The sequence below is a fragment of the Microbacterium sp. NPDC006705 genome (assembly GCF_044903545.1).
Lineage (GTDB): Bacteria > Actinomycetota > Actinomycetes > Actinomycetales > Microbacteriaceae > Microbacterium > Microbacterium plantarum.
This window is the reverse complement of sequence record NZ_JBJDQQ010000002.1, coordinates 642,957-664,615: the sequence shown is the minus strand read 5'-3', so window position 1 is coordinate 664,615 and position 21,659 is coordinate 642,957. Positions and strand designations below refer to the sequence as shown.

Here is a 21,659-nt window from a genome sequence, read left to right as displayed (position 1 = left end):
CCTGCGCCGGCGCTGGTGTGCGGCCGCGTCCGGAGTGATTGGATGTGGCCATGTCCTCCGCTCTCGCGACTCCCGCCGCGCACCCGGGACCTCCGCCTCCGCGACCGGTCATCGGCCCGGGCACGCGACCGCCGCTCGATCGCGCTCGCGACAGCGTGGTCTCGGGCGTCAGCGCGGGGCTCGCCCAGCACCTCGGCGTCGGGGTGGGCAGCATCCGTGCGCTGTTCGTCGTCCTGACGCTCGTCGCGGGAGCCGGTCCGCTCCTGTACCTCTGGTTCTGGGCCCTCGTGCCCCGCCGACCCGGGCCTGCGGCGCCGACCCGGCAGGCGCCGGTCGCCTGGATCCTCGCCGCAGCCGCGACCGCCGCGCTGCCGATCCTGTTCGCGGTCCTCGCCATCGAGGCCCGTGATGCCTGGATGTCGCGATCCTTCTCGCCCACTCTCCTGGCGGTCGTCGCGTTCGTGACCGTCCTCGCGACGACCGCAGGGTGTTGGGCCGAGCTCGTCGACCGCCGAGACATCGATCGCGGGGGCCGGCATACCGTCACCGTTCGGACGGTCGCGGCCGGCATCCTGATCGTGGTGCTCCTCGCGATGCTGCCGCGCGTCGACTCCGACGGTCTCGTGGCGCTTCCTGACCTGGCCCTTCCCGTCGCGGGGGTGCTCGCGCTCGGCGGGGCATTCCTCGCCGGTCGGTGGCGCGACCTGTCGGGGGAACGCGTCCGGCGCATCCGCGAGGAGCAGCGAAGCGCGATGGCAGCGCATCTGCACGATTCGGTGCTGCAGACTCTCGCGCTCATCCAGAACACGGCGGGCGCCTCGAGCGAGGCCGCGCGCATCGCTCGGGCACAGGAGCGCGAGCTTCGCGCCTGGCTCTTCGACGGCGAGGCGCACCCCGACAGCGACCTCGTCAGCGACCTGCGCGACTACGCCGCCGCGCTCGAGCTCGATTATGCGGTGCGGATCGACGTGGTCTCCGCCGGGCTGTCGGCCGAGCAGGCCAGCGGTGAACTGGCGGCGGCGGCGCGCGAGGCGATGCTCAACGCCGCCCGGCACGCCGGCGGCGACGTCTCGGTCTACATCGAAGGTGGAGCCCACGGGGTCGACGTCTATGTGCGCGACCGAGGGCCCGGGTTCGACGTGACCGCGATCCCGGATGACCGGCTGGGCGTCCGGGAGTCGGTCATCGGCCGGATGCGGCGCGCCGGGGGATCGGCATCGGTCCGCACGGCGGCCTCGGGCGGCACCGAGGTCCACCTCCATGTCGGCGGCCCCGGGGACGCACGTGGCTGACGCGCTGCGCGTCGTCATCGTCGACGACCACTCCATCTTCCGGTCGGGGCTCCGGGCTGATCTGGGCACGGGGATCGCCGTCGTCGGGGAGGCCGCGGACGTCGAATCCGCCGTCGAGGTCATCGCGCGAACGGAGCCCGACGTCGTGCTGCTGGACGTGCACCTGCCCGGCGGAGCGGGCGAGGACCGTGCCGGGGGAGCGGAGGTGATCGCCCGGGCCGCCCCGACACCGGCGCGGTTCCTCGCGCTGAGCGTCTCGGATGCCGCCGACGACGTCGTGCGGGTCATCCGCGCTGGCGCACGCGGATACATCACCAAGGGCTCATCGGGCGACGAGGTGAGCCGCGCCGTCGCTGCGGTGGCGGGCGGAGACGCCGTCTTCTCGCCGAGGCTCGCGGGATTCGTCCTCGACGCGTTCGGGGCCGTGGCCGGTGAGACGGCGACGGCGGTGGAGGAGCTCGACCGGCTGTCTTCGCGCGAGCAGGAGGTCATGCGGCTCATCGCCCGCGGCTACGCATACAAGGAGGTCGCGGCCGACCTGTTCATCTCCGTGAAGACGGTCGAGACGCACGTCTCGGCGGTGCTGCGCAAACTGCAGCTGTCGTCGCGGCACGAGCTGACCGCCTGGGCGACGGCCCGACGCCTGCTCTGAGTCGCCGGGCGGGTGTCGGTGGCCGAACGTAGAATCGAGTGGTCATGCCAGAGCCCATCAAGCCCGTCATCGTCGGGTCCGCCGCATCCGTGCGCCCCGGCGCCTCCTCGGGCGAGCGTCCCGACGCCGACCTCCTCGAGGGACTCAACCCGCCCCAGCGCGAGGCGGTGACCTATCGCGGTCCGGCGCTGCTGATCGTCGCGGGCGCCGGCTCGGGCAAGACCCGGGTGCTCACACATCGCATCGCGTCGCTGCTCCGAGGCCGCGAGGCGTGGCCGAGCCAGATCCTCGCCATCACCTTCACCAACAAGGCCGCCGGCGAGATGCGCGAGCGCGTGCAGCAGCTGATCGGCGACAGCGCACAGGGCATGTGGATCTCGACGTTCCACTCGGCGTGCGTGCGGATCCTCCGGCGCGAGGCGCAGCAGTTCGGCTTCACCAAGAACTTCACGATCTACGACTCGGGCGATTCGCGCGCGCTCATCAAGCGTCTCGTGAAAGAGCACGAGGCCGACGCCTTCGGACTCACGCCGGCGGCTGTCCAGAGCCGCATCTCGAAGCTCAAGAACGAGCTCGCCGACGCCGACTCGTACGCGCGCCAGGCGAACATGTCCGATCCCGCCGAGCGCGTCTTCGTCGAGCTCTTCGGCGCCTACCAGTCCGCCCTGCAGCGGGCCAACGCCTTCGACTTCGACGACCTCATCGCCCAGACGGTCTACCTGTTCCGGGCGTTCCCGCATGTGGCCGACGTGTACCGCAAGCGGTTCCGGCACATCCTCGTCGACGAGTACCAGGACACCAACCACGCCCAGTACGCGCTGATCCACGAGCTCACGCGCCCCGTCCAGGGGCAGGGCGGCGACGCGTTCTCGTCGGGCGGCATGATGATCTTCGAGCCCGAGTCGGCCCCCGAGGTCGAGGCTGCGTCGCTGACCGTCGTCGGCGACTCCGACCAGTCCATCTACGCGTTCCGCGGCGCCGACATCCGCAACATCACCGAGTTCGAGCGCGACTATCCCGGCGCGAAGGTCGTGCTGCTCGAACAGAACTACCGCTCGACGCAGAACATCCTCTCTGCCGCCAACGCCGTCATCTCCCATAACTTCGACCGCAAAGACAAGAAGCTCTGGACGGATGTCGGCGCGGGCGACGCGATCGTCGGCTTCACCGGCTACTCGCAGCACGACGAGGCGCAGTTCGTCGCCGACGAGATCGAAGCGCTGCACCGCTCGTCGGTGCCTTACTCGCAGATGGCGGTCTTCTATCGCACGAACTCGCAGTCGCGAGCGCTGGAGGAGATCTTCATCCGCGCGGCGATCCCGTACAAGATCATGGGCGGCACGAAGTTCTACGACCGTGCCGAGATCAAGGATGCGCTGGCCTACGTCGTCGCGGTGGCGAACCCCGCCGACGAGCTCGCGGTGCGCCGCATCCTGAACCGCCCGCGCCGCGGCATCGGCGACGTCACCGAGACGTCCATCGCCCGGTACGCGGCCGACCACCAGATCACCTTCCGCGATGCGCTCGCCAACGCCTCGGCGCTCGGCGTGGGTCCGAAGATCCAGGCCGCGATCGCGCAGCTCGATGCCGTTCTCGCCGAGGCATCGGAGATCATGCTGCCGAGCTCGGGCGAGATCGCCCCGCCGACATCCGTGACCGAGGGCCTGACGGTGCTGCTGAACAAGTCGGGGTACATGGACGCCCTCCGGGCGAGCCGCGACCCGCAAGACGAAGCGCGCCTCGAGAACCTCGACGAGCTCATCGCGGTGACTCGCGAGTTCGCCCGTAACAACCCCGAGGGAACCATCCTCGACTTCCTCACCGAGGTCGCCCTCGTCGCCGATGCCGACGACCTCGACGACGCATCCGGCACGGTGTCGCTCATGACCATGCACACGGCGAAGGGTCTCGAGTACGACGCCGTGTTCGTCACGGGCGTGGAAGAGGACCTCATCCCGCACCGCATCTCGGCGAACGAGCCCGGCGGCCCGCAGGAAGAGCGGCGGCTCTTCTACGTCGCGCTCACCCGTGCCCGCAAGCGCCTGCATCTCTCGCTCGCCATGACGCGTGCGCAGTTCGGCGAGGTGTCCGCCGCGATGCCGAGCCGGTTCCTGCAGGAGATCCCGCACGACCTGATCGACTGGCGGCAGTCGCCCGGTGACGTCAACTCGCGCGGGGGCATGCAGTCACGAGCCCTCAATGGTCGGCGTTCCGGCGGATCCGGCGGCGGCTTTGGCGGATCGGGCAAGCGATACGGCGACGACCTCGTGCCGCTTCCGCGCAAGGAGAAGAGCGGCGATATCGCGAAGTTCGCCAACCGCATTCCGGCCAAGGTCCGTGACAACGGCGACCTCGAGCTCGGCCCCGGCGACCGCATCAAACACGACGACTTCGGCGAGGGTCGGGTCGACGCGGTCACGGGCGAGGGGGCGAAGCGCGTCGCGCACGTCCGCTTCGATTCCGCCGGCCCGAAGAAGCTGCTCATCAAGATCGCACCGATCGTCAAGCTGTGACGCAACCCCCCGCGCGGCGCGGGGGCGCGGGTTAGGCTCGGGGACATGGCGATCTTCAAGCGCTCCGCGCGAGACACCACGAGCCAGCCCGCGAACGCCGACGAGGTCGCTGCCGACGTCGACGGCGACTCCGCCGTCACCCCCGACGCCGAGACACCTGCCGAGGTGGTGCCCCACGTGGGCATCTCGGTGTCGACTTTCGGTGCTCCCGCTCAGGCCGCAGCCCCGGCGCAGCCCGAGCGGACGGTCACGCGCCCGCCGGCTGAGGCCCCCGCCCGCACCGAGACGGTGACGGGCATGCCCGACAACACCCTCGTGCAGGCGGCCCTGGCGTCGCTGCCGGAGAAGCCCGGCAACGTCGACGTCATGAACGTCATGCGTCAGAGCATGCAGGGCACGATGTACGTTCGCGTGCGCGGCGACGCGCGGGCCCTGACGGCCGAAGGCAAGCCGATCACGCTCGCGGTCTCGCAGATCGACGGCGCCCGCTTCCTCCTCGCCTTCACCGGCGGCGCATCGCTGCGGGCGAGCGTCGAGGCCGACGGCGACCGCGACACCTCGGCGCTGGGGCTTCCCGTCGCGAACGTGTTCCGCAACGCGATCGAGGGTCCGTACGAGGGCCTCATCATCGATCACGCGGTCGCCGGATCGCGCATCGTCCTGCCCGTGCAGCTCATCACGAAGGCGTTCGAAGAGGGCGATCCCGCCTTCACGATCAAGAACCTGCTCGCCGGACCCCGCAGCGCCGAGACGGCGGCCGCGGTCGGCGAGGCTCTCGCGCAGGCGCCGTTGTGGGTGGCCGCCGGGCCCGCGGGCGACAGCGGCCAGCTCGGTCTCGCCGAGTCGCGCACCGTATCGGGCGAGCGGCGCCTCGAGGTTCACTCGCACCCGCTCGAGGTGCTGGTGCTGCAGCGCGGCGACCGTCCCGTGCCGGTGACCGCGCCCCAGCTGGCGCGTGCCCTCCAGTCCAACCCCGCGCTCAACGGCGTCATCGTCGACCCGGGTGGGCCCTGGATCCATGTCGACCGCGCCGACCTCGGTCCCGTCCTCGCGCGGGCCGACGAGCCCGACCCCGAGCCCGCTCCGGGCGCGCCGGCTGAGCCGGCCCCCGAGCCGCCGGCGTCCTGACGACGCCGTCGCGCTGATACATCCGTCGGGCCGCCGGTGCCGGTGAGCCCACACGCCGCGTGCGAGGGCTTACCAGCACCGCCGGTCCGGCAGGTGTATCAATCCGCTCGCTCCGTCGCCGAGCATTCCGCCGACGGGATTGTCCAGGGGCTACGTCATCCGTTCCCGACGCCCTAGGGTCGGGCCATGGCGAGCGAGCGCATCACCCTGACCGTGCCCGGCCCCGAGGGCGACCGTGAGGTCGGCCTCTCGAGTCCCAATCGGGTGCTCTGGCCCGAGCTCGGCATCACCAAGCACGAGTACGCCGAGTACGCGATCGCCGTCTCCGAGCCGTTCCTCCGTGCGAACGGTCATCGGCCCGTCTCGCTCGAGCGCTTCCCCGACTCGATCGACGGCGAGCGGTTCTTCTCGAAGAATCCGCCGAAGGGCGCCCCGGGCTACGTCGATCAGGTCGTGTGCACCTACAACAGCGGGCGGCGGCATCCCCAGGTCGTGCTGAACGAGACCGCCGCCGTCGTGTGGGCGGTGCAGATGAACACGGTCGTCTTCCATCCGTGGGCCTCGCTCGCCGCCGACACGGACAACCCGGTCGAGCTGCGGATCGACCTCGACCCGCAGCCGGGCACGGACTTCGCGGATGCCGCATCTGTCGCGCCGGCTCTGCGTGAAGTCCTCGCCGAGGCCGGCCTGACGGCGTTCCTCAAAACGAGCGGCAATCGCGGCCTGCACGTCTTCTGTCCGATCGAGCCGACGCACGAGTTCCTCGATGTGCGGCACGCGGTCATCGCCGCCGGACGCGAGCTCGAACGCCGGATGCCCGACCGGGTGACCACCAACTGGTGGAAGGAGGAACGGGGCAAGCGCGTCTTCGTCGACTTCAACCAGGCGAACCGCGACCGCACGATGGCGGGCGCCTACAGCGCACGGGCGCTGCCGGCGGCGACGGTGGCGACACCGATCACCTGGGAGGAGCTCGAGGCCGGAGTCGAACCGTCCTCGTTCACGGTCCGCACCGTGCCGCAGCGGCTGGCGGACATCGGCGATCCCTGGGCCGAGCTGCAGGCCGACCCCGGCCGCATCGACACCCTGCTGGAGTGGTGGCAGCGCGACCTCGACGCCGGTCTCGGCGAGCTGCCCTTCCCGCCGGAGTTCCCCAAGATGCCGGGAGAGCCGCCGCGCGTGCAGCCGAGTCGTGCCCGACAGCCCGGCGCCGACTAGCCGGCATCCCGCCGCTCACCGGGCGGAGGGTCGCTGCCACTCGCGCTCGGTGACCACGCGCGCAACGGTGAGGCCCACCGCCAGAGCGACGACGACGAACACCGCCGTCACCCCGTACTGCACCGCGCTGATGGTGTCGCTCTCGATGGTCCCGACGATGGCCCGGTAGGCGGAGGCCCCCGGCACCATGATCAGCACGGCGGGCACGGTGAGGGTGATGCGCGGCGCCCGGACGAAGCGCGACACGGCGAACGCTCCGAATCCGACCGCGACACCGGCTGCGGCGGCCGCGACCGGCTGCATCGTGCCGTGGTCGATCATGAGGAGGCGGCCCACGTTGGCGACCGTGCCGATCGCCGCGGCCGCGAGGGCGATGCGCCAGGGCGTCGAGAACAGCAGAGCGAAGCCCATCACGCCGACGAACCCCGCGATGAGGCGACCGAGGGAGAGCAGCGGCTCCGCCAGCTCGGGGGCCGCGACGGCGACGGCACTCGTCTGGAACACGGCGGCCACGGCCCACACGGCGCAGCCTGTCGAGAGCAGCACGAGGCAGGCGTACACGACGCGGTTCACTCCCGCGTTGAGATCGAGGCGGGCGAGATCGAGGGCACCCGTGACGAGGGGGAATCCGGGCACCAGGTAGAGCACGGCGCTCGTCAGCGCGGCGCCGTACTGCGGCGAGGGCGCACCGAGCAGCTCGATCAGATGCGAGACGCCCAGGAAGGTGAGCAGCGCGGCCGAAGCCGACAGGAACACCAGCAAGAACTCGTTGACCTGCAGCCGGGCTCCGCGAACGCGCACGTACTGGCCGAGCGCGACGGCCAGCGCCACGCTCAGGCACTCGGCCCATCCGCCGTTGTTGAGGAACGCGAAGGCCGTGCAGGCCGCCGCGGCGGCCAGCACCCGCACCGCGGTCGGGTAACGCGGCGGCATCCGTTCGATCCGGTCGAGCTCGCGCTGCAGGTCGTCCGCGGTGACGCCGCCGGCGACGCGATGGGAGAGGTGCATGACCTCGGCGATCCGCTCGGAGTTGACGACCGGATGCCGCACGTCGGCCACCCTCGTGCGGAAGAGCTGTCCCCGCTGCGCGGTGATGACGATGTCGGTCATCCCGACGCGCGACTCGAGGCGATCGAGGCCGAGTCCGTGAGCGGTGCGGTCCATCGTGTCGCGCACACGGGCCGAGGAAGCGCCCGCGCCGAGCATCAGCGTGCCGAGGCGGAGGACCGCATCCGTCCGCGCGATGAACCGCAGGGGCTCGAGGTGCAGTTCGGCGGTGCCGTCGGGGACGTCGTCGCGCTGGTCATCCCGCATGGTTCGATCCTCCCACCCGAGGAGGCTGCTCGGGTGGGAGGATCGGCCGGACCAATCGGGTCGATCGGGTCGCCGCGCTGTCAGCGGCGCGCGAGGCGACGGAGCCGCGAGAGCAGCACGACGCCTCCGGCGGAGACCAGGAGGACTCCGCCGATCAGGAGACCGATCGGCGAGCCCTCGCCGCCGGTCCGCGCGATGCGGTCGGGGGTGGGTCGCGCCGCGCTCGTTCCGATCGCCGCAGCGGAGTCGCCTCCGGCAGCGGTGTCGGAAGCTCCGGGCATCGGAACGCCGGGCGCCGGGATGCCGGGCGCCGGGGTGCCGGGCGCCGGGGTGCCGGGCGTCTCCCCAGGGGCGGTGACGTCGACGAGGTACACCCCGTCGGCACGGTAGTCGAGTGCGCCGTCGAATCCCGCGCCGGCGCCGGTGAGCTCCACCGCGTCGAACGTCGTGTCGGCGGCACGCGCGCCGTACGCGATCAGCCGCAGGGGAGAGGTCGGAGCCTCCGCGGGAAGGTCGACGCGCAGGGTGCCCCCGAGCGTGGCGGTGCCCGCGATCGAGAGGGCCGGCGCTGCGTTCTCGACCGACAGCTCGAGCGCGGCATCCTTCGCCTGCGTGAAGTCGCCGCCCACGGCGAGCCCGGAGGTCGCCTCGACGAGCGATCCGCCGGTGACCGAGAGGTCGCCCGTGCCGAGGGCCGTCGGGGAGGTCGCCTGCACGATGCCGTCGCCGACGATGGTGCCGCCGGTGTAGGTGTTCTCGCCCGACAGGACGAGGGTGCCGGAGCCGTCCTTCGTCAGCGACCCGGAACCGTCGATGTCGTTGCGCCACTCGTCGGCTGCGGCGAAGCCGCCGGAGCCGGCATCCATCGTCACCGTGACGTCGGTGTCGAAGGCACCGTATCCGTTCGACGCCTCGAACAGGTTGAGTCGTCCCCAGCCCTCGGGGTCGTCGAGCACGGCGTGGCCGGAGTCGATGGCGGTGGAGTGGAGCACCCAGCGGCGCTGCTCGGCGTCGAGGTAGGGCAGCCGGTGCTCGAGCAGCACTTCGGCGCCTGCCGGGACGCGTGCGGGCAGGCCGGCGATGCCCGTGCTCGGCAGCCCGTAGGTCATGCGATCGCGGTACTGCTGCGCGAGCGCGTCGTAGTGGGCATCGTCGAGCGTGGATGTGGATGCCGGGGCGGGCAGCGTGTCGATCAGACCCTGGGCCTCGGCCGATGCGGCGGCGCGCAGCTCGGCGTTCGCGGGATCGTTCAGGCTTGCGGCGGCGAGGGCGGTCGCCAGCACGCGACCGCCGATGACGTCGAGCGACGAGTGCATCCCGGCGACGATGCGGCTGTCGCCGATCTCGGCGGCGTTCGCGATGAGGAGGTCCTGGTACTGCGGCGCCGCGTCGGCGAGGGCGAACGAGGCGAGGTAGGCGGCGTTGGTGTGACCGCTCGGAAAGCCGCCGTCGCTCGCCGCCTCGCTGTCGGGCTTTCGCACCGGCATCAGCGCGGGGACGATGATCGAGTCGTCCACCCAGCGGAAGGGGCGCTTGTAGCTGAAGAAGTTCTTCGACGGGTTCGACGAGGCCGAGGGACCGCGCACCGTGTCGACGAGCGCGACGACCGAGCCGAGCTCGGAGTTCGGGTCTGCCCAGCGGCCCGAGGCGTTGCCGGCGTCGTCGTAGCGCACCGTCGTGGCGTCGGCGGGGATGGCGTCGGGGATCGTGGTGCCGGCATTCATCGCCTCGCGGAAGGCGGAGGCTGCCGGGCCGAGTCCGTCGATGGCGCTGTAGCTCTGATGACGGCGGTCGAAGATCCACGCGGCGGTCTCGTCCGCTGCGGTACGGGTGCGCGCGACCTCCACGTTGCGCGCGATGTTGGCGTCGAGCACCGCCGCGCCGGCATCCGTCGCCCGGCCGGTGTCCCAGGTGGCTCCCGGCTGCCAGAGGTCGAGCATTCCCGAGAGCACACCGATCGCGGGGTTCGTCTCGGGCGTGGTGTTGGCGGAGCTGTTCGCGGTGTAGACGTCGACGAACGTGCCGTAGGGAGCGGCGTGCGGTGCGATCGCGTTCTCGTCGAGCAGATCGTCGGCGGCCGCGTTCGCGGGCGCGGCGACGCCGAGAGCGAGGGTCGTGACGGCGAGCGCCGCCACGGCCAGGGGGATGCCCGTGCGGCGCCGGGATGGATCGGGAGCAGAGGGGGCGAGGTGCATGCAGCGTCCTTCGGATGCGGGGGGAGAATCGCGCCCCCAGCCCGGGCGGGCGGGGGTTGCGGGCGACTCTCGCACGCTAGGAAGCGGCGCGCAACGATCGGTGGCCGCGGCGTGAACGGCCGGTGTCGCCCGCTCGCCCGCCGTCAGTCCAGAACGTCGGCCAGGTCGTAGGCGGCGACGGTCTCGAGCTGGTCGAACGTGCACGAGCGGGCGTCCCGGTCGTGGCGCCAGCGCTCGAACTGGACCGTGTGCCGGAACCGCCGACCCTCGAGCTGGTCGTAGCGCACCTCGAGCACGAGCTCGGGTCGCAGCCTCACGAATGAGACATCCTTCGACGATGCGAAGCGCGAGCGGTCGGATTCGCCGGTGACCGCCGCCCCGGCGGCATCCCGCTCGACCAGCGGCTCGAGCTCGTCGATCAGCTCACGGCGCCGCTTGTCGCTCCACGCGGACACCCCGCCGACCCCGTGCAGCTCGCCGTCATCGCCGTACAGCCCGACGAGCAGTGAGCCGACCCCGGTCCCGGACTTGTGGATGCGGTATCCGATCGCGACGACGTCCGCCGTGCGGGCATGCTTGATCTTGAGCATCGTGCGCTTGCCCGGGGCGTAGTGCTGATCCACGGGCTTGGCGACGACGCCGTCGAGGCCGGCGCCTTCGAACTCCGCGAGCCAGCGACGCGCGGTGCGCACGTCGTCGGTCGCGCGCGTCACGTGGATCGGATCGGGCACGACGCGCAGCAGCTCGACGAGTTCCTCACGCCGCCGCGAGAAGGGCTCGGCCTGCAGGTCTCGCTCGCCGCGGGCCAGGAGATCGAACGCGATGAACATGGCAGGTGTCTGCTCGCTCAGCAGCGCCACGCGCGAGGCAGCGGGGTGGATCCGCTGCGAGAGAGCCTCCCACTGCAGCCGCCGGCCGGCACCGGTGTCGGTGGCCACGACGATCTCACCGTCGATGAGGCACGGCTCGGGGAGCAGCCTCGAGAAGGCGTCGACGAGCTCGGGGAAGTACCGGGTGAGCGGCTTCGAACCGCGGCTTCCGATCTCGACCCTCTCGCCGTCCCAGGAGACGATCGCGCGGAACCCGTCCCACTTCGGCTCGAACGACAGCCCCGCGCCGCGGGGCCCGGCATCCGGAATGGCGGGCACCGCTTTGGCCAGCATCGGCGCGGGGATGTCGTAGGTCATCGCGGTTCCTCAGGCGCGCAGCTGCTCGCGCGGCTTCGGTCGGGCCCAGCGGGCGGGCAGGTTCGGCCCGTCCCACACCTGCACGATCCCCCAGACGACGGCGGTGATGGGCACGGCGAGCAGGGTGCCCAGGATGCCGCCGATCGCGGTGCCGGCGGTCAGAGCGACGAGCACGACGAACGAGTGCAGCTTCATCGTGCGGCCCATGAGGACCGGCTGCAGGAAGTTGCCCTCGAGCTGGTTGACGAGCACGACGGCACCGACGACGAGGACCGCGTTGAGCGGGCCGTTCGCGACGAGTGCGACGAGCGCGGCCAGGATGCCGGCGAGCGTCGCACCGACGATCGGGATGAAGGCCAGGAGGAAGACGAGCACGGCCAGGGGGATAGCGAGCGGAACCTGGAGGGCGAGCAGCGCGATGAAGATGCCGACCGCGTCGACGAAGGCGACGGCGGCGGTGCCGCGGATGTAGGAGCCGAGCACCACGACCGTCTTGTCGCCGATACGGCGAGCCCGCTGCTCGTTCGCCCCGCGGAACGGGCGCAGCAGGAACTCCCACATGCGCGGGCCGTCCTTGAGGAAGAAGAACAGGATCACCACCATCAGCACCGCGCCGGTGATGAAGGTCGCGACCGCGCTCACGCCGGCAATGGCGCCCGATCCGAACTGAGCGCTGGTGACGAAGTCGCCGAGGGCGCCCAGCCACTCGTCGATCTGCTTCTGATCGATCGAGAAGGGCAGCGTCTGCGCCCAGGCGACGAGCTGCTGGAATCCTTCCTCGGCCTGGGAGTACAGGTCGTCCCACTGGTCGCGGACGGCCCACACGATGAGCCACGAGAGGCCGCTGAGCAGCAGCACGATCGTGAGCAGGGTGATGATCGTCGCCAGCAGCGACGGCACGCCGTGCCGACGCATCCAGCTCATGGCCGGCGCGAACGCGCACGCGAAGATGAGCGCGAGGATCAGGGGGATCGCGACGACCGACACCTGGCGCAGCACGTAGACGACGCCGATCGCGAGGATCACCAGGACGATGATCTGCACTCCGCGGATGGCCAGCCGCCCGAAGCCGTCGGCCCACAAGCCTGCGGGAGGTCGCTCGGCGTCGCGGTCGATGGCATCCGCCAGCACGATCTCGGGCCGCGGTCTCCGTCGGAACAGGCTCATGACGACGACGCTAGCGGACCGCGACGCCCCTGACGCGGGGTTGCGCTCGAGGCGCTCGCGGGGCAGGGCAGCGGCGACGGCGGTCACGTCCGCGGCTCCTCCCGTTCACCGACCCGTCGCTCAGGTGTCGGCGGGTGGACACCTGCGCCGACCACCGTTGAAGGGCCGCCCGCACGCGGCGGCTTTCGCACCTCCCCCCAGATACGAAAGAGGATCTCCATGCAACGGAGAGCGCACACGCGCGCCTGCACATTGACGGCGACGAGCATCGTCACCGGCCTCGCCCTCGCGTCGGCACCCGCCATCGCCGCGGGCGCGACCGAGGCCGACCCGGCATCCCTTCCGAAGAACGTCATCCTGATGATCTCGGACGGCGCGGGCTACAACCAGTTCGACGCCGCGAGCCTCTACGAGCACGGAACGAGCGCGCACCAGGTCACCGTCGATCCCGCGACCGGCGCGATCGCGCACGAGGCGGCCACGCCCGGTCAGGCCTACGAGACCTGGCCCGTTCAGGTCGCCCAGTCGCACTACTCGGCCTCGGGTCGGGCGGAGTACGTCACCGAGAAGGCCTGGGGGGACTTCGACTGGGTCGCTTCGGGCGCCACCGACTCCGCGGCAGCGGGCACGGCGCTCGGAACCGGTGTGAAGACGAACAACGGGACCCTCGGCTTCGAGCCGGGCGGGGACCGCCTGCTCACCGTCGGCGAGCAGGCGCAGGAGGTCGGCAAGAAGGTCGGGCTCGTCACCTCCGTGCCCTTCAACCACGCCACCCCCGCGGGCTTCATCGCCCATAACGCCGACCGCAACGACTACCAGGGCCTGGCGGCGGAGATGATCGACAGCGGCGTGGACGTCCTCATGGGCGGCGGACACCCGATGTACACCGACGGACACCAGTCGCGTGCGGCCGACTGGACCTGGATCGCGCAGAACGACTACGAGCGGGTGTCGACGGGCGCCACGCCCTACAGCTTCATCGACGACAGAGCCGACTTCGAAGCTCTCGCCGCAGGCACCGCCGTCCCCGAGAAGGTGTTCGGCCTCGCGCAGGTGGCCGAGACGCTGCAGTACAACCGTCCCGGTCTCGCCAACGATGCCGTGCTGCCGTACACCGATCCCGCGAACGACGTCCCCGACCTGGACACGCTCGCTCGCGGCGCGCTCAACGTGCTCGACACGGGCGACGAGGGCTTCTTCCTCATGGTCGAGGGCGGGGCGGTCGACTGGGCCGGCCACGCGAACCAGACCACGCGCCTGATCGAGGAGCAGATCGCCTTCAACGACGCCGTCGAGGCCGTCGAGGCGTGGGTCGAGGAGAACAGCAGCTGGGACGAGACGCTCGTCGTCGTCACCGCAGACCACGAGACCGGCTACCTCGCGGGTGCGGGCGCCGGTCCCGAGGCCGGATGGACGCCGATGACGGGAACGGCGGGTCAGCTGCCGGACCTCACCTGGCACTCGGGTGGACACACCAACGCGCTCGTTCCGCTCTTCGCCAAGGGCGCCGGGGCCGAGGTGCTCGAGGCGCGCGCCGATCAGTGGGACGTCGTCCGCGGCGCCTATCTCGACAACACCGCGATCGGCGAGACGATCTTCGACTTCCTCGGACACGGCGAGCGCAGCTCGGCGGATGCGGTGGCGCTCGAGGCCACGGTCGCGGGGCGTCAGGCGGAGGGGGCCCTGAGCCTGAGCGTCGCCGGCCACGGCGAGCGGGTGTCGTTCAGCGGTTCGGGGGAGGGGCTCGACGCCACTCTGCCGCTCGTGACGGTCGCCGACACGCGCAATGAGGTCCGCGCTCAGGGACGCGGTTGGACGCTCGCGGGCTCCGCGACCGATTTCGTCGCGGGCAACCGCACGCTCGCGGCGGAGAACCTCGCCTGGACGCCGCGCGTGATCCGGTCGGAGTCGGGCGCCGCCGCGGGCGGGCGCGCGACCCTCGAGGCTCCCGCGACTCTGGCGGCTGCGGACCGCACCTCGCGCCTGGGCGCGACGGTCGTGGGCGCTGATCTCGACCTGTCGATCCCCGCCGAGGCAGCGGGCGGTCGGTACGGCAGCGAGATCACGCTCACCCTGTTCGCGCAGGACTGAGCGTCCCGCGCAGCACACCCCCATCGGCGGGGGCGGGCTCCCGCCCGTCCCCGCCCACGCTCACCGGAGACACCATGCCCCGCATCCCTCTCGTCCGTGCCGTGCTGCTGGCGACCGGCGTCCTCGTCGCGCTCACGGCGTCCGCTTCGCTCACCGTCGTCCCGGCATCGGCTGCCGCGCCGGAGTCCCCCGCGATCGAGTGGGGGGTCGTCCCCGCCGACGCTGCGGGACCCGACGGCCGGGTGTCGCTGCGGCACACCATCGACCCGGGCGCCGCGATCACCGACGCCGTCGCGGTCACCAACCACTCCGCCGAACCCGCCGTCTTCGCCGTCTCCGCCGGTGACGGGCTCGTCGGCACCGACGGTGCTTACGACGTCCGCACCGATGAGCCGGAGGCGGGCGGCGCGTGGATCGATGTCGGCGGGCTCGACGGCGGGTCGCTGGCCCTGGCGGCGGGCGAGACTCGGGTGCTGCCGGTGACGATCACCGTTCCGGCGGACGCGACGCCGGGCGATCATCCCGCGGGGATCGTCGTCGGACTCAGCACCGACGAGACGGGTGTGACGGTGACGCACCGCGTCGGCGTGCGCGTGCACCTGCAGGTTGCCGGCGAGATCGCCCCCGCGCTGCGGATCGACGCCGCCACGGCGAGCTTCACACCGTCGTGGATTCCGTTCGCGCCCGGGACCCTGACGGTCGAGTATCAGGTGACCAATACCGGCAACGTCCGGTTCGGGGCGAGCGCCGCCGCCGAGGCCGCGGGGCCGCTGGGGCTCATGCCGGGCAGGGGTGCCGGTGAAGCGCTCGAGGTGCTGCCCGGCGGATCGGCGACGCAGCGCATCGAGCTGCCGATTACGCCGCTGTTCTTCGCCGCCGGCGAGGTCGCGGTGACCCCGATCTCGCTCGGCGACGATCGCGTGCCGCTGCCCGAAGCGGCATCCTCGGGGTTCTCGACGCCGGCCGTGCCCTGGTCGTCGATCGCGGTCGTCGCGCTGGGCGCGGGAATCATCGCGCTCGTGGCGGTCATCGTGTTGCGCCGGCGCGCGCGCTGAGCCGCCGCCCACCGCGGATCAGGTGAACGCGCCGACGCCGGTGATGTCGCGGCCGAGCAACAGCGCTTGCACGCTCTCGGTCCCCTCGTAGGTGTGGATCGCCTCGATGTCGGCCATGTGCTGCATGACCCCGTTCTCGAGCAGGATGCCGTTGCCGCCGAGCAGGTCGCGCGCGACCTGGGCGATCCGCCGTGCGGCGCGGGTGTTGTGGTACTTCGCCAGGGAGGCCTGGGTCGGGCGCAGGCCGCCGGCGGTCTCGAGGTCGGCGAGGCGGCGGCAGTAGAGCTGCATCGCGGTGAGCTCGTCGAGCATCTGCGCGAGGCGCTCCTGCACCATCTGCGAGCGGGCGAGCGGCCGCCCGAACTGGATGCGCTCCCCGGCATAGGTGACCGCAGCCTCGTAGCAGGCGGTCGCGTGGCCGAGCGCCGACCACGCGACCCCCGAACGGGTGGCGTAGAGGACGGTCGAGGCATCCCGGAACGACCTCGTGCCCTCCAGCACCGCGTCGGCCGGAACCCGCACGTCGCGCAGGGCCACGTGAGCCTGGTGGATGCCGCGCAGTGAAGCCTTACCCGCGATGACGGTGCCGGTGTAGCCCGGGCGGTCCTGCTCGACCAGGAAGCAGCGCACCGAGCCGTGCAGATCATCGCCCTCATCGTCGACGCGTGCCCACACGAACGTGATGCCGCCCGAGGCGCCGTTGCCGATCCACTTCTTGGCGCCGCGGAGCACCCACTCGTCGCCCTCGCGGCGGGCGACGGTCTCGAGCGAGACCGAGTCGGAGCCGTGGTCGGGCTCGGTGAGGGCGAAGCTGCCCAGCACCTCGCCCGTCGCGAGGGGGCGCAGCCAGCGTTCCTGCTGGGCGGGCGAGCCGAACAGCGCGAGGGTGCGCAGCGCGAGCCCGCCCTGCACCGCGTGCGCCGTGCCGAGCGAGCCGTCGCCGCGTGAGATCTCCATCGTCACCAGGCCCGCCCCGAGCGGTGTGATGCGCGTCAGGTCCGCATGCTCGATGCCGTCGACGAAGAGATCGAGCTCACCCATCCGCCGGACGAGGTCGAGCGGGTAGATCGCGGAGTCCCAGGCCTGCTGCATCCGGTCGCCCACCTCGTCGACGAAGGCGCGGGCGCGGTTCCAGGCGGCCCGGTCCTCGTCGTCGACGTCGGCGAAGACGCCGTAGTAGTCGGTGTCGCCGCGTCCCGTCAGGACATACGAGGCGACGCGCTCGCCGGGGAGCGCGTCGAGATCACGGTCGGCTTCATCGCTCATGACATCCAGTATCGCCCCTAGTGGCACTGAGTGTCACCGGTTGCACTCAGGAGAGATCGGCGCGGAGACGGCGGGTGACCTCGGCGAGCGGCATGCGGCGGGGGAAGACGGCCACCACGACGTCGTCGGCGGCGGGCGCCTGACCGTCGGGGTGCACGCCGAAGCGATGCAGCAGGTCGTCCAGCGCGGCTTCCACCGTGGCTCGCGTGACCGCGTCGTCGCCGCGCAGGAGGCGGCGCAGGACATGGTTGTGCACCGCGGTCACCGCCGCGCTGAAGGCGACGGCCTCGGCGGGATCCAGGTCGGGCAGGCGTTCGCGCAGGTGGTCGCCGAAGAGCCGCTCGTAACGGAAGACCATGACGATCTCGCGCTCGCGCAGCGCCGGGACACCCCGCACCACGCGATACCGGCGTCGCGCCAGCTCGACATCGGCGGCGAAATGGTCGAAGGCCGCGAGGGCGGCGTCGCACACGGCCCGCCAGGGGCTCTCGTGCGGCGTCTCGAGCAGCTCGCGCAGCGTCGCGATCGCCACGTCGTGGTCGGCGAAGACCACATCGTCCTTGCCGCCGTACTGCCGGAAGAACGTCGACCGCGAAAGACCCGCCGCCCGCGCGATGTCGTCGACCGAGGTGCGCTCGTACCCCTGCTCGTCGAACATCGCAACGGCCGCGGCCACCAGAGGGTCGCCGGGGGTGCGGGAGGCCTCGGTCATGGGCACCGAGCCTAGTGTCAAGTCGCTTGCCGCCGTCCGGCGCTCGGCGTTGACTGCGAAGATGACCGCGCTCTGGAAGTCCGACGTCACCGTGCCCGCCGGAACGCCGTTCGAACCCGGTCGACGCCACGACGTGATCATCGTGGGCGCGGGGCTGACCGGCCTCGCCACCGCCCTCGAGCTGGTCCGGAGCGGCATGGATGTCGCGATCGTCGAGCGCGGCGGCATCGGCGAGCTCGCCTCGGGCTCGAACACCGGCAAGATCTCGCTTCTGCAGGGCACGACGCTGTCATCGCTCCGCCGGCACCACCCGGCATCCCTCGTCCGGGCCTATCTCGACGCGAACCGCGACGGCTTCGAGTGGATCACCCGCGCCGCGGACGAGCTCGGGGTCTCGACCACGACCCGAACCGCGTACACGCATGCGCAGGGGGCCGAAGGCGTGGCGGCCGTGACCGAGGAGTACCGGGCGGCCCGGGAGGCGGGCCTCGACGCGCGGCTCGCGGGCGCCGACGAGCTCGCCGCCAGTCCCGTCCACATGGCCAGCGCCGTCGCTCTGGATGATCAGCGCGCGATCGACCCCATGAGCCTGTTGGCGGCACTGGCGACCGCGTTCGTCGCGGCCGGAGGTCGGCTCCACCTGGGCACGGCGGTGAGCCGGGTGCGGGTCGTGCCGAGGCCGCGGGTCGACACCGAGGCGGGCCCGCTGTTCGCCGGGAAGATCGTGCTCGCCACGGGTGCCCCCATCACCGATCGGGGGCTCTACTTCGCCAAGGTGAGCGGGATGCGGTCGGCGTGCGTGTCGTTCGACCTCGAGGGCGAGGTGCCCGACGGCATGTACCTGTCGGCCGACAGCCCCACCCGGTCGGTGCGCACCGCGACGGCCGCCGACGGTGCCGGCCCGGAGCGGTCACCGCAGCTCATCGTCGGCGGCGCCGGACACCCGGTCGGCCGGACCGACAGCGAGCTCGCGAAACTCGACGAGCTCATCGCGTGGGCCCGGGACACGTTCCCGGTGGGCGCGGAGACCCACCGCTGGTCGGCGCAGGACTACACCTCGCACAACCTCGTGCCGTTCATCGGCTCGATGCCGCGCTCGCTCGGTCGCGTCCGTTTCGCGACCGGCTACGCCAAGTGGGGGCTCACGAACGCGCCGGCAGCGGCCCTGCGGATCGCCAGCGAACTGCGCGGCGAGAAGATGCGCGAGCGGCCGACCTGGATGACGGTCATCGGAACGCGATTGACGGTGCCCGCAGACCTGGCGCGCGGGGTCTCCGAGAACGCGAAGGTCGGAGCCGTCGCCGCGCAGGGCTGGACCGCGGCGCTGGCCCGGTCCACCCCGGTCGCGCAGCCTGCGGAAGGCGAAGGGACCGTCGCGCAGCACCACGCCCGGCCGGTGGGCGTCTCGACGGTCGACGGTCAGACACGGGCGGTCAGCGCGATCTGCCCGCACATGGGCGGTGTGCTCGAGTGGAACGACCTCGAGTGCACGTGGGACTGCCCGCTGCACGCGTCGCGCTTCACCCCCGACGGCGAGCGCATCGAGGGTCCCGCCTCGACGGGCCTGCGACGTCTGCGCTGACCCGAGAGGTCAGTCCCGCGCGAGCAGCTGTTCGCGCACCTGACGTCGCAGCACCTTGCCGATGAGCGACCGGGGCAGGTCGTCGACCGCGACGATGCGGCGCGGGACCTTGTACGCGGCCAGACGCGTCCGGCAGAAGTCGCGGAGCCCCTCGACGTCCAGCGAAGCGCCCTCGCGCAACACGACCGCGGCGACGACCTCCTCGCCACCGGATGAGCGGGGAGCCGCGACGACGGCCGCCGCCTCCACGTCGGGGTGCGCGTGCAGGGTGTCTTCGACCTCGCTGGGCGAGACGTTGAACCCGCCGGTGATGATCAGCTCCTTGAGCCGGTCGACGATCGTGACGAAACCGTCGGGCGAGACGACGGCGATGTCTCCGGTGCGCAGCCAGCCGCCGGGCAGCAGCGCGTCGGCGGTCTCGGCGGGGCGGCGCCAGTAGCCCGAGAACACCTGGGGACCGCGCAGGAGCAGCTCGCCCTCCTCGCCCGGTTCGCGGTCGACCGACGGGTCGTCGGGGTCGACGATGCGGATGTCCGTGCTCGGGAACGGCACCCCCACCGTGCCGGGGCGGCGCGAGGGACCCATGGGATTGCCGAGCGCGACGGGGGAGGACTCGGTCATGCCGTAGCCCTCGACGAGGAGCCCGCCCGTGGTGTCCTCCCAGCGGCGGACGGTGGCGACCGGCAGGCTCATCGCTCCCGAGATCGCGAACCGCACGCGCGAGAGGTCGATGGTGCCGCGGGATGCTGCGCGGGCGAGCTGGTCGTAGATCGGCGGCACGGCGGGGAGGAACGTCGGCGGGCTCTTCTTCGCGGCATCCGCCATGAGGCCGACGTCGAACTTCGGAAAGAGCACGAGCTTCGCTCCGATGCTCATCGCGAAGGTCAGGCAGAGCGTCATGCCGTAGGCGTGGAAGAGCGGCAGGACGCCGTAGAACGTCTCCTCGCCCTCGACGAGCCCGGGAACCCACGCGCGCCCCTGCATCGCGTTGGCCCGCAGGTTGCGGTGGCTCAGGACCGCGCCCTTGGGGATGCCGGTCGTGCCGCTGGTGTACTGCAGCAACGCCGTGTCGTCGAGGGTCGGTCCCGCCACACGACGCGACAGGGGGCGGTGGTCGACGAGCTTCGACCAGGGCAGTGCATCCTTGGTCCGCGGCTTCGCGGTCAGCTGGGCGCGCGACTCCCGTGCTTTCGCGATCGGCAGCCGGAGCAGCATCCGCTTGCCGCGGGGGAGCGCCTCGGTGACGTCGACGCTGATGATGCGCTCGACGCGCAGATCGGTCGGGAAGTCGGCGATGGTGTCGACGGTCTTGTCCCACACGATGGCGAAGCGCGCGCCGTGGTCCTCGAACTGGTGGCGCAGCTCGCGGGCCGTGTAGAGCGGGTTGTGCTCGACGACGATCGCGCCGAGGCGCAGCGCCGCGTAGAACGCGACGACGTGCTGCGGGCAGTTGGGCAGCACGATCGCCACCCGGTCGCCCGCGGTCACCCCGAGCCGGCGCAGCCCCTCGGCGGCCCGGTCGACGTTCGCGCCGAGCTCGCGATACGTCATGGTGGCGCCGAAGAACCCCAGAGCGGTCCGATTGCCGTGCCGTTCGACGGTCGCGGCGAGCATCTCCGGCAGGGTCTGCGTCACCTCGTCGATCTCGGCGGGGACGCCGTCGGCGTAGGCCGACAGCCACGGGCGGGACTCGAGGGCGGTCATGTCCCCATCCTGCATTCCGCGGCATGCCCGCCGCTGAATACGGCCTGGGGGTTGCGTGCGCGTCAGGCGGCGACGTAGAGCACTCCGGTGATGAACAGCGTGATGATCGTCGTCCACATCACGATCGCCGCTCCCTGCCAGAGCAGGACGGTGCGCGGGGGCACTCCGGTGGCGGTCAGGGCGGCGGCGGTGAACTGCGTGGGCAGCAGAAGCGGACCGAGCAGGCTCACGCCCGGGGTGCCGTAGCGGTGGTACGCCTTCTGGAACTTCTCGCTTCGGGCCGACTTCGGCTTCTCGGGTGCCCCGCCGCGCTTCGTCACGGCCGTGCGGACACGAGCGGCCACGAGCACGACGACCGCGACGCAGACGAAGTTGCCGATGGCGCCGGCCAGCGCGGCGACGACGGGGTGGATGCCGCCGATGATGCCGATGCCCGCGGCGCCCTCGCCCTCGATGAAGGGCACAGCGCCCGCGAGGGCGACGATGACGGGCTGAAGGATGTCGGGCATCCGGGCCACGAGGTCCTGGAAGCCGAGGATGAGGTCTGCGAAGGGATTGGTCATGGATCCATCCCAGCGGCGGC

At 71.7% G+C, this 21,659-nt stretch carries 16 protein-coding genes; 8 read left to right on the top strand and 8 right to left on the bottom strand.

Translation table 11 applies throughout. From position 1 onward, the window contains the following. Positions 1–50 precede the first annotated feature (50 nt). The 5 genes from ACI2K6_RS13670 to ligD all read left to right on the top strand — a co-directional run bounded on the left by ACI2K6_RS13670 (position 51) and on the right by ligD (position 6,803). The gene (locus ACI2K6_RS13670; protein ID WP_274178990.1) at positions 51–1,292 is read left to right on the top strand and encodes an ATP-binding protein; all 1,242 of its coding nucleotides are present in this window, start codon (positions 51–53) and stop codon (positions 1,290–1,292) included. Continuing rightward, a complete protein-coding gene (locus tag ACI2K6_RS13665) occupies positions 1,261–1,944 on the top strand; it encodes a response regulator transcription factor (RefSeq protein WP_274178989.1) in 684 nt (227 codons plus the stop codon). The genes ACI2K6_RS13670 and ACI2K6_RS13665 overlap by 32 nt, the downstream gene beginning before the upstream one ends. Before the next feature lie 44 nt (positions 1,945–1,988). Beyond that, positions 1,989–4,457, top strand: coding sequence for an ATP-dependent helicase (locus ACI2K6_RS13660; protein ID WP_282501442.1), 2,469 nt, complete (start codon positions 1,989–1,991; stop codon positions 4,455–4,457). 45 nt (positions 4,458–4,502) lie between these two features. Beyond that, positions 4,503–5,585 (top strand): SseB family protein, encoded by a 1,083-nt coding sequence (locus tag ACI2K6_RS13655; protein WP_404568832.1) that lies wholly within the window; start codon positions 4,503–4,505, stop codon positions 5,583–5,585. 186 nt (positions 5,586–5,771) lie between these two features. Continuing rightward, positions 5,772–6,803, top strand: coding sequence for a non-homologous end-joining DNA ligase (ligD, locus tag ACI2K6_RS13650; protein WP_269267981.1), 1,032 nt, complete (start codon positions 5,772–5,774; stop codon positions 6,801–6,803). A 15-nt stretch (positions 6,804–6,818) separates the two neighbouring features. Here ligD and ACI2K6_RS13645 read toward each other — a convergent pair whose 3' ends face one another. The 4 genes from ACI2K6_RS13645 to ACI2K6_RS13630 form a co-directional block, all read right to left on the bottom strand. Then, positions 6,819–8,117: a threonine/serine exporter ThrE family protein gene (locus tag ACI2K6_RS13645; protein ID WP_269267980.1), complete on the bottom strand. Its 1,299-nt coding sequence runs from the start codon at positions 8,115–8,117 to the stop codon at positions 6,819–6,821. Positions 8,118–8,197: 80 nt separating this feature from the next. Beyond that, positions 8,198–10,312, bottom strand: coding sequence for a phosphatase PAP2 family protein (locus ACI2K6_RS13640; RefSeq protein ID WP_404568831.1), 2,115 nt, complete (start codon positions 10,310–10,312; stop codon positions 8,198–8,200). Between the two features lie 143 nt (positions 10,313–10,455). Then, the gene (locus tag ACI2K6_RS13635; protein WP_404568830.1) at positions 10,456–11,499 is read right to left on the bottom strand and encodes an ATP-dependent DNA ligase; all 1,044 of its coding nucleotides are present in this window, start codon (positions 11,497–11,499) and stop codon (positions 10,456–10,458) included. A 9-nt stretch (positions 11,500–11,508) separates the two neighbouring features. Beyond that, positions 11,509–12,666: an AI-2E family transporter gene (locus ACI2K6_RS13630; protein ID WP_274179039.1), complete on the bottom strand. Its 1,158-nt coding sequence runs from the start codon at positions 12,664–12,666 to the stop codon at positions 11,509–11,511. A gap of 219 nt (positions 12,667–12,885) precedes the next feature. Here ACI2K6_RS13630 and ACI2K6_RS13625 point away from each other — a divergent pair, with 219 nt between their 5' ends. After that, positions 12,886–14,757: an alkaline phosphatase gene (locus tag ACI2K6_RS13625; RefSeq protein ID WP_404568829.1), complete on the top strand. Its 1,872-nt coding sequence runs from the start codon at positions 12,886–12,888 to the stop codon at positions 14,755–14,757. Between the two features lie 74 nt (positions 14,758–14,831). After that, positions 14,832–15,812, top strand: coding sequence for a hypothetical protein (locus ACI2K6_RS13620; RefSeq protein WP_404568828.1), 981 nt, complete (start codon positions 14,832–14,834; stop codon positions 15,810–15,812). An 18-nt stretch (positions 15,813–15,830) separates the two neighbouring features. On the opposite strand, the gene ACI2K6_RS13615 is transcribed toward ACI2K6_RS13620, so the two are convergent. Further along, entirely contained in the window at positions 15,831–17,078 is a 1,248-nt protein-coding gene (locus tag ACI2K6_RS13615; protein ID WP_404568827.1) for an acyl-CoA dehydrogenase family protein, read from the bottom strand. A gap of 46 nt (positions 17,079–17,124) precedes the next feature. After that, positions 17,125–17,790, bottom strand: a complete 666-nt coding sequence (locus ACI2K6_RS13610; protein ID WP_282501435.1) for a TetR/AcrR family transcriptional regulator — start codon at positions 17,788–17,790, stop codon at positions 17,125–17,127. Between the two features lie 61 nt (positions 17,791–17,851). Between ACI2K6_RS13610 and ACI2K6_RS13605 the strand changes: the two genes are divergently transcribed. Then, positions 17,852–19,372 (top strand): FAD-dependent oxidoreductase, encoded by a 1,521-nt coding sequence (locus tag ACI2K6_RS13605; RefSeq protein ID WP_404568826.1) that lies wholly within the window; start codon positions 17,852–17,854, stop codon positions 19,370–19,372. 9 nt (positions 19,373–19,381) lie between these two features. Here the strand turns inward: ACI2K6_RS13605 and ACI2K6_RS13600 are convergent, their stop codons facing one another. Beyond that, positions 19,382–21,076 (bottom strand): long-chain-fatty-acid--CoA ligase, encoded by a 1,695-nt coding sequence (locus ACI2K6_RS13600; protein WP_404568825.1) that lies wholly within the window; start codon positions 21,074–21,076, stop codon positions 19,382–19,384. A 62-nt stretch (positions 21,077–21,138) separates the two neighbouring features. Next, on the bottom strand, positions 21,139–21,639 hold the full coding sequence (locus ACI2K6_RS13595; RefSeq protein WP_404568824.1) for a small multidrug efflux protein: 501 nt from the start codon (positions 21,637–21,639) through the stop codon (positions 21,139–21,141). Positions 21,640–21,659 lie beyond the last annotated feature (20 nt).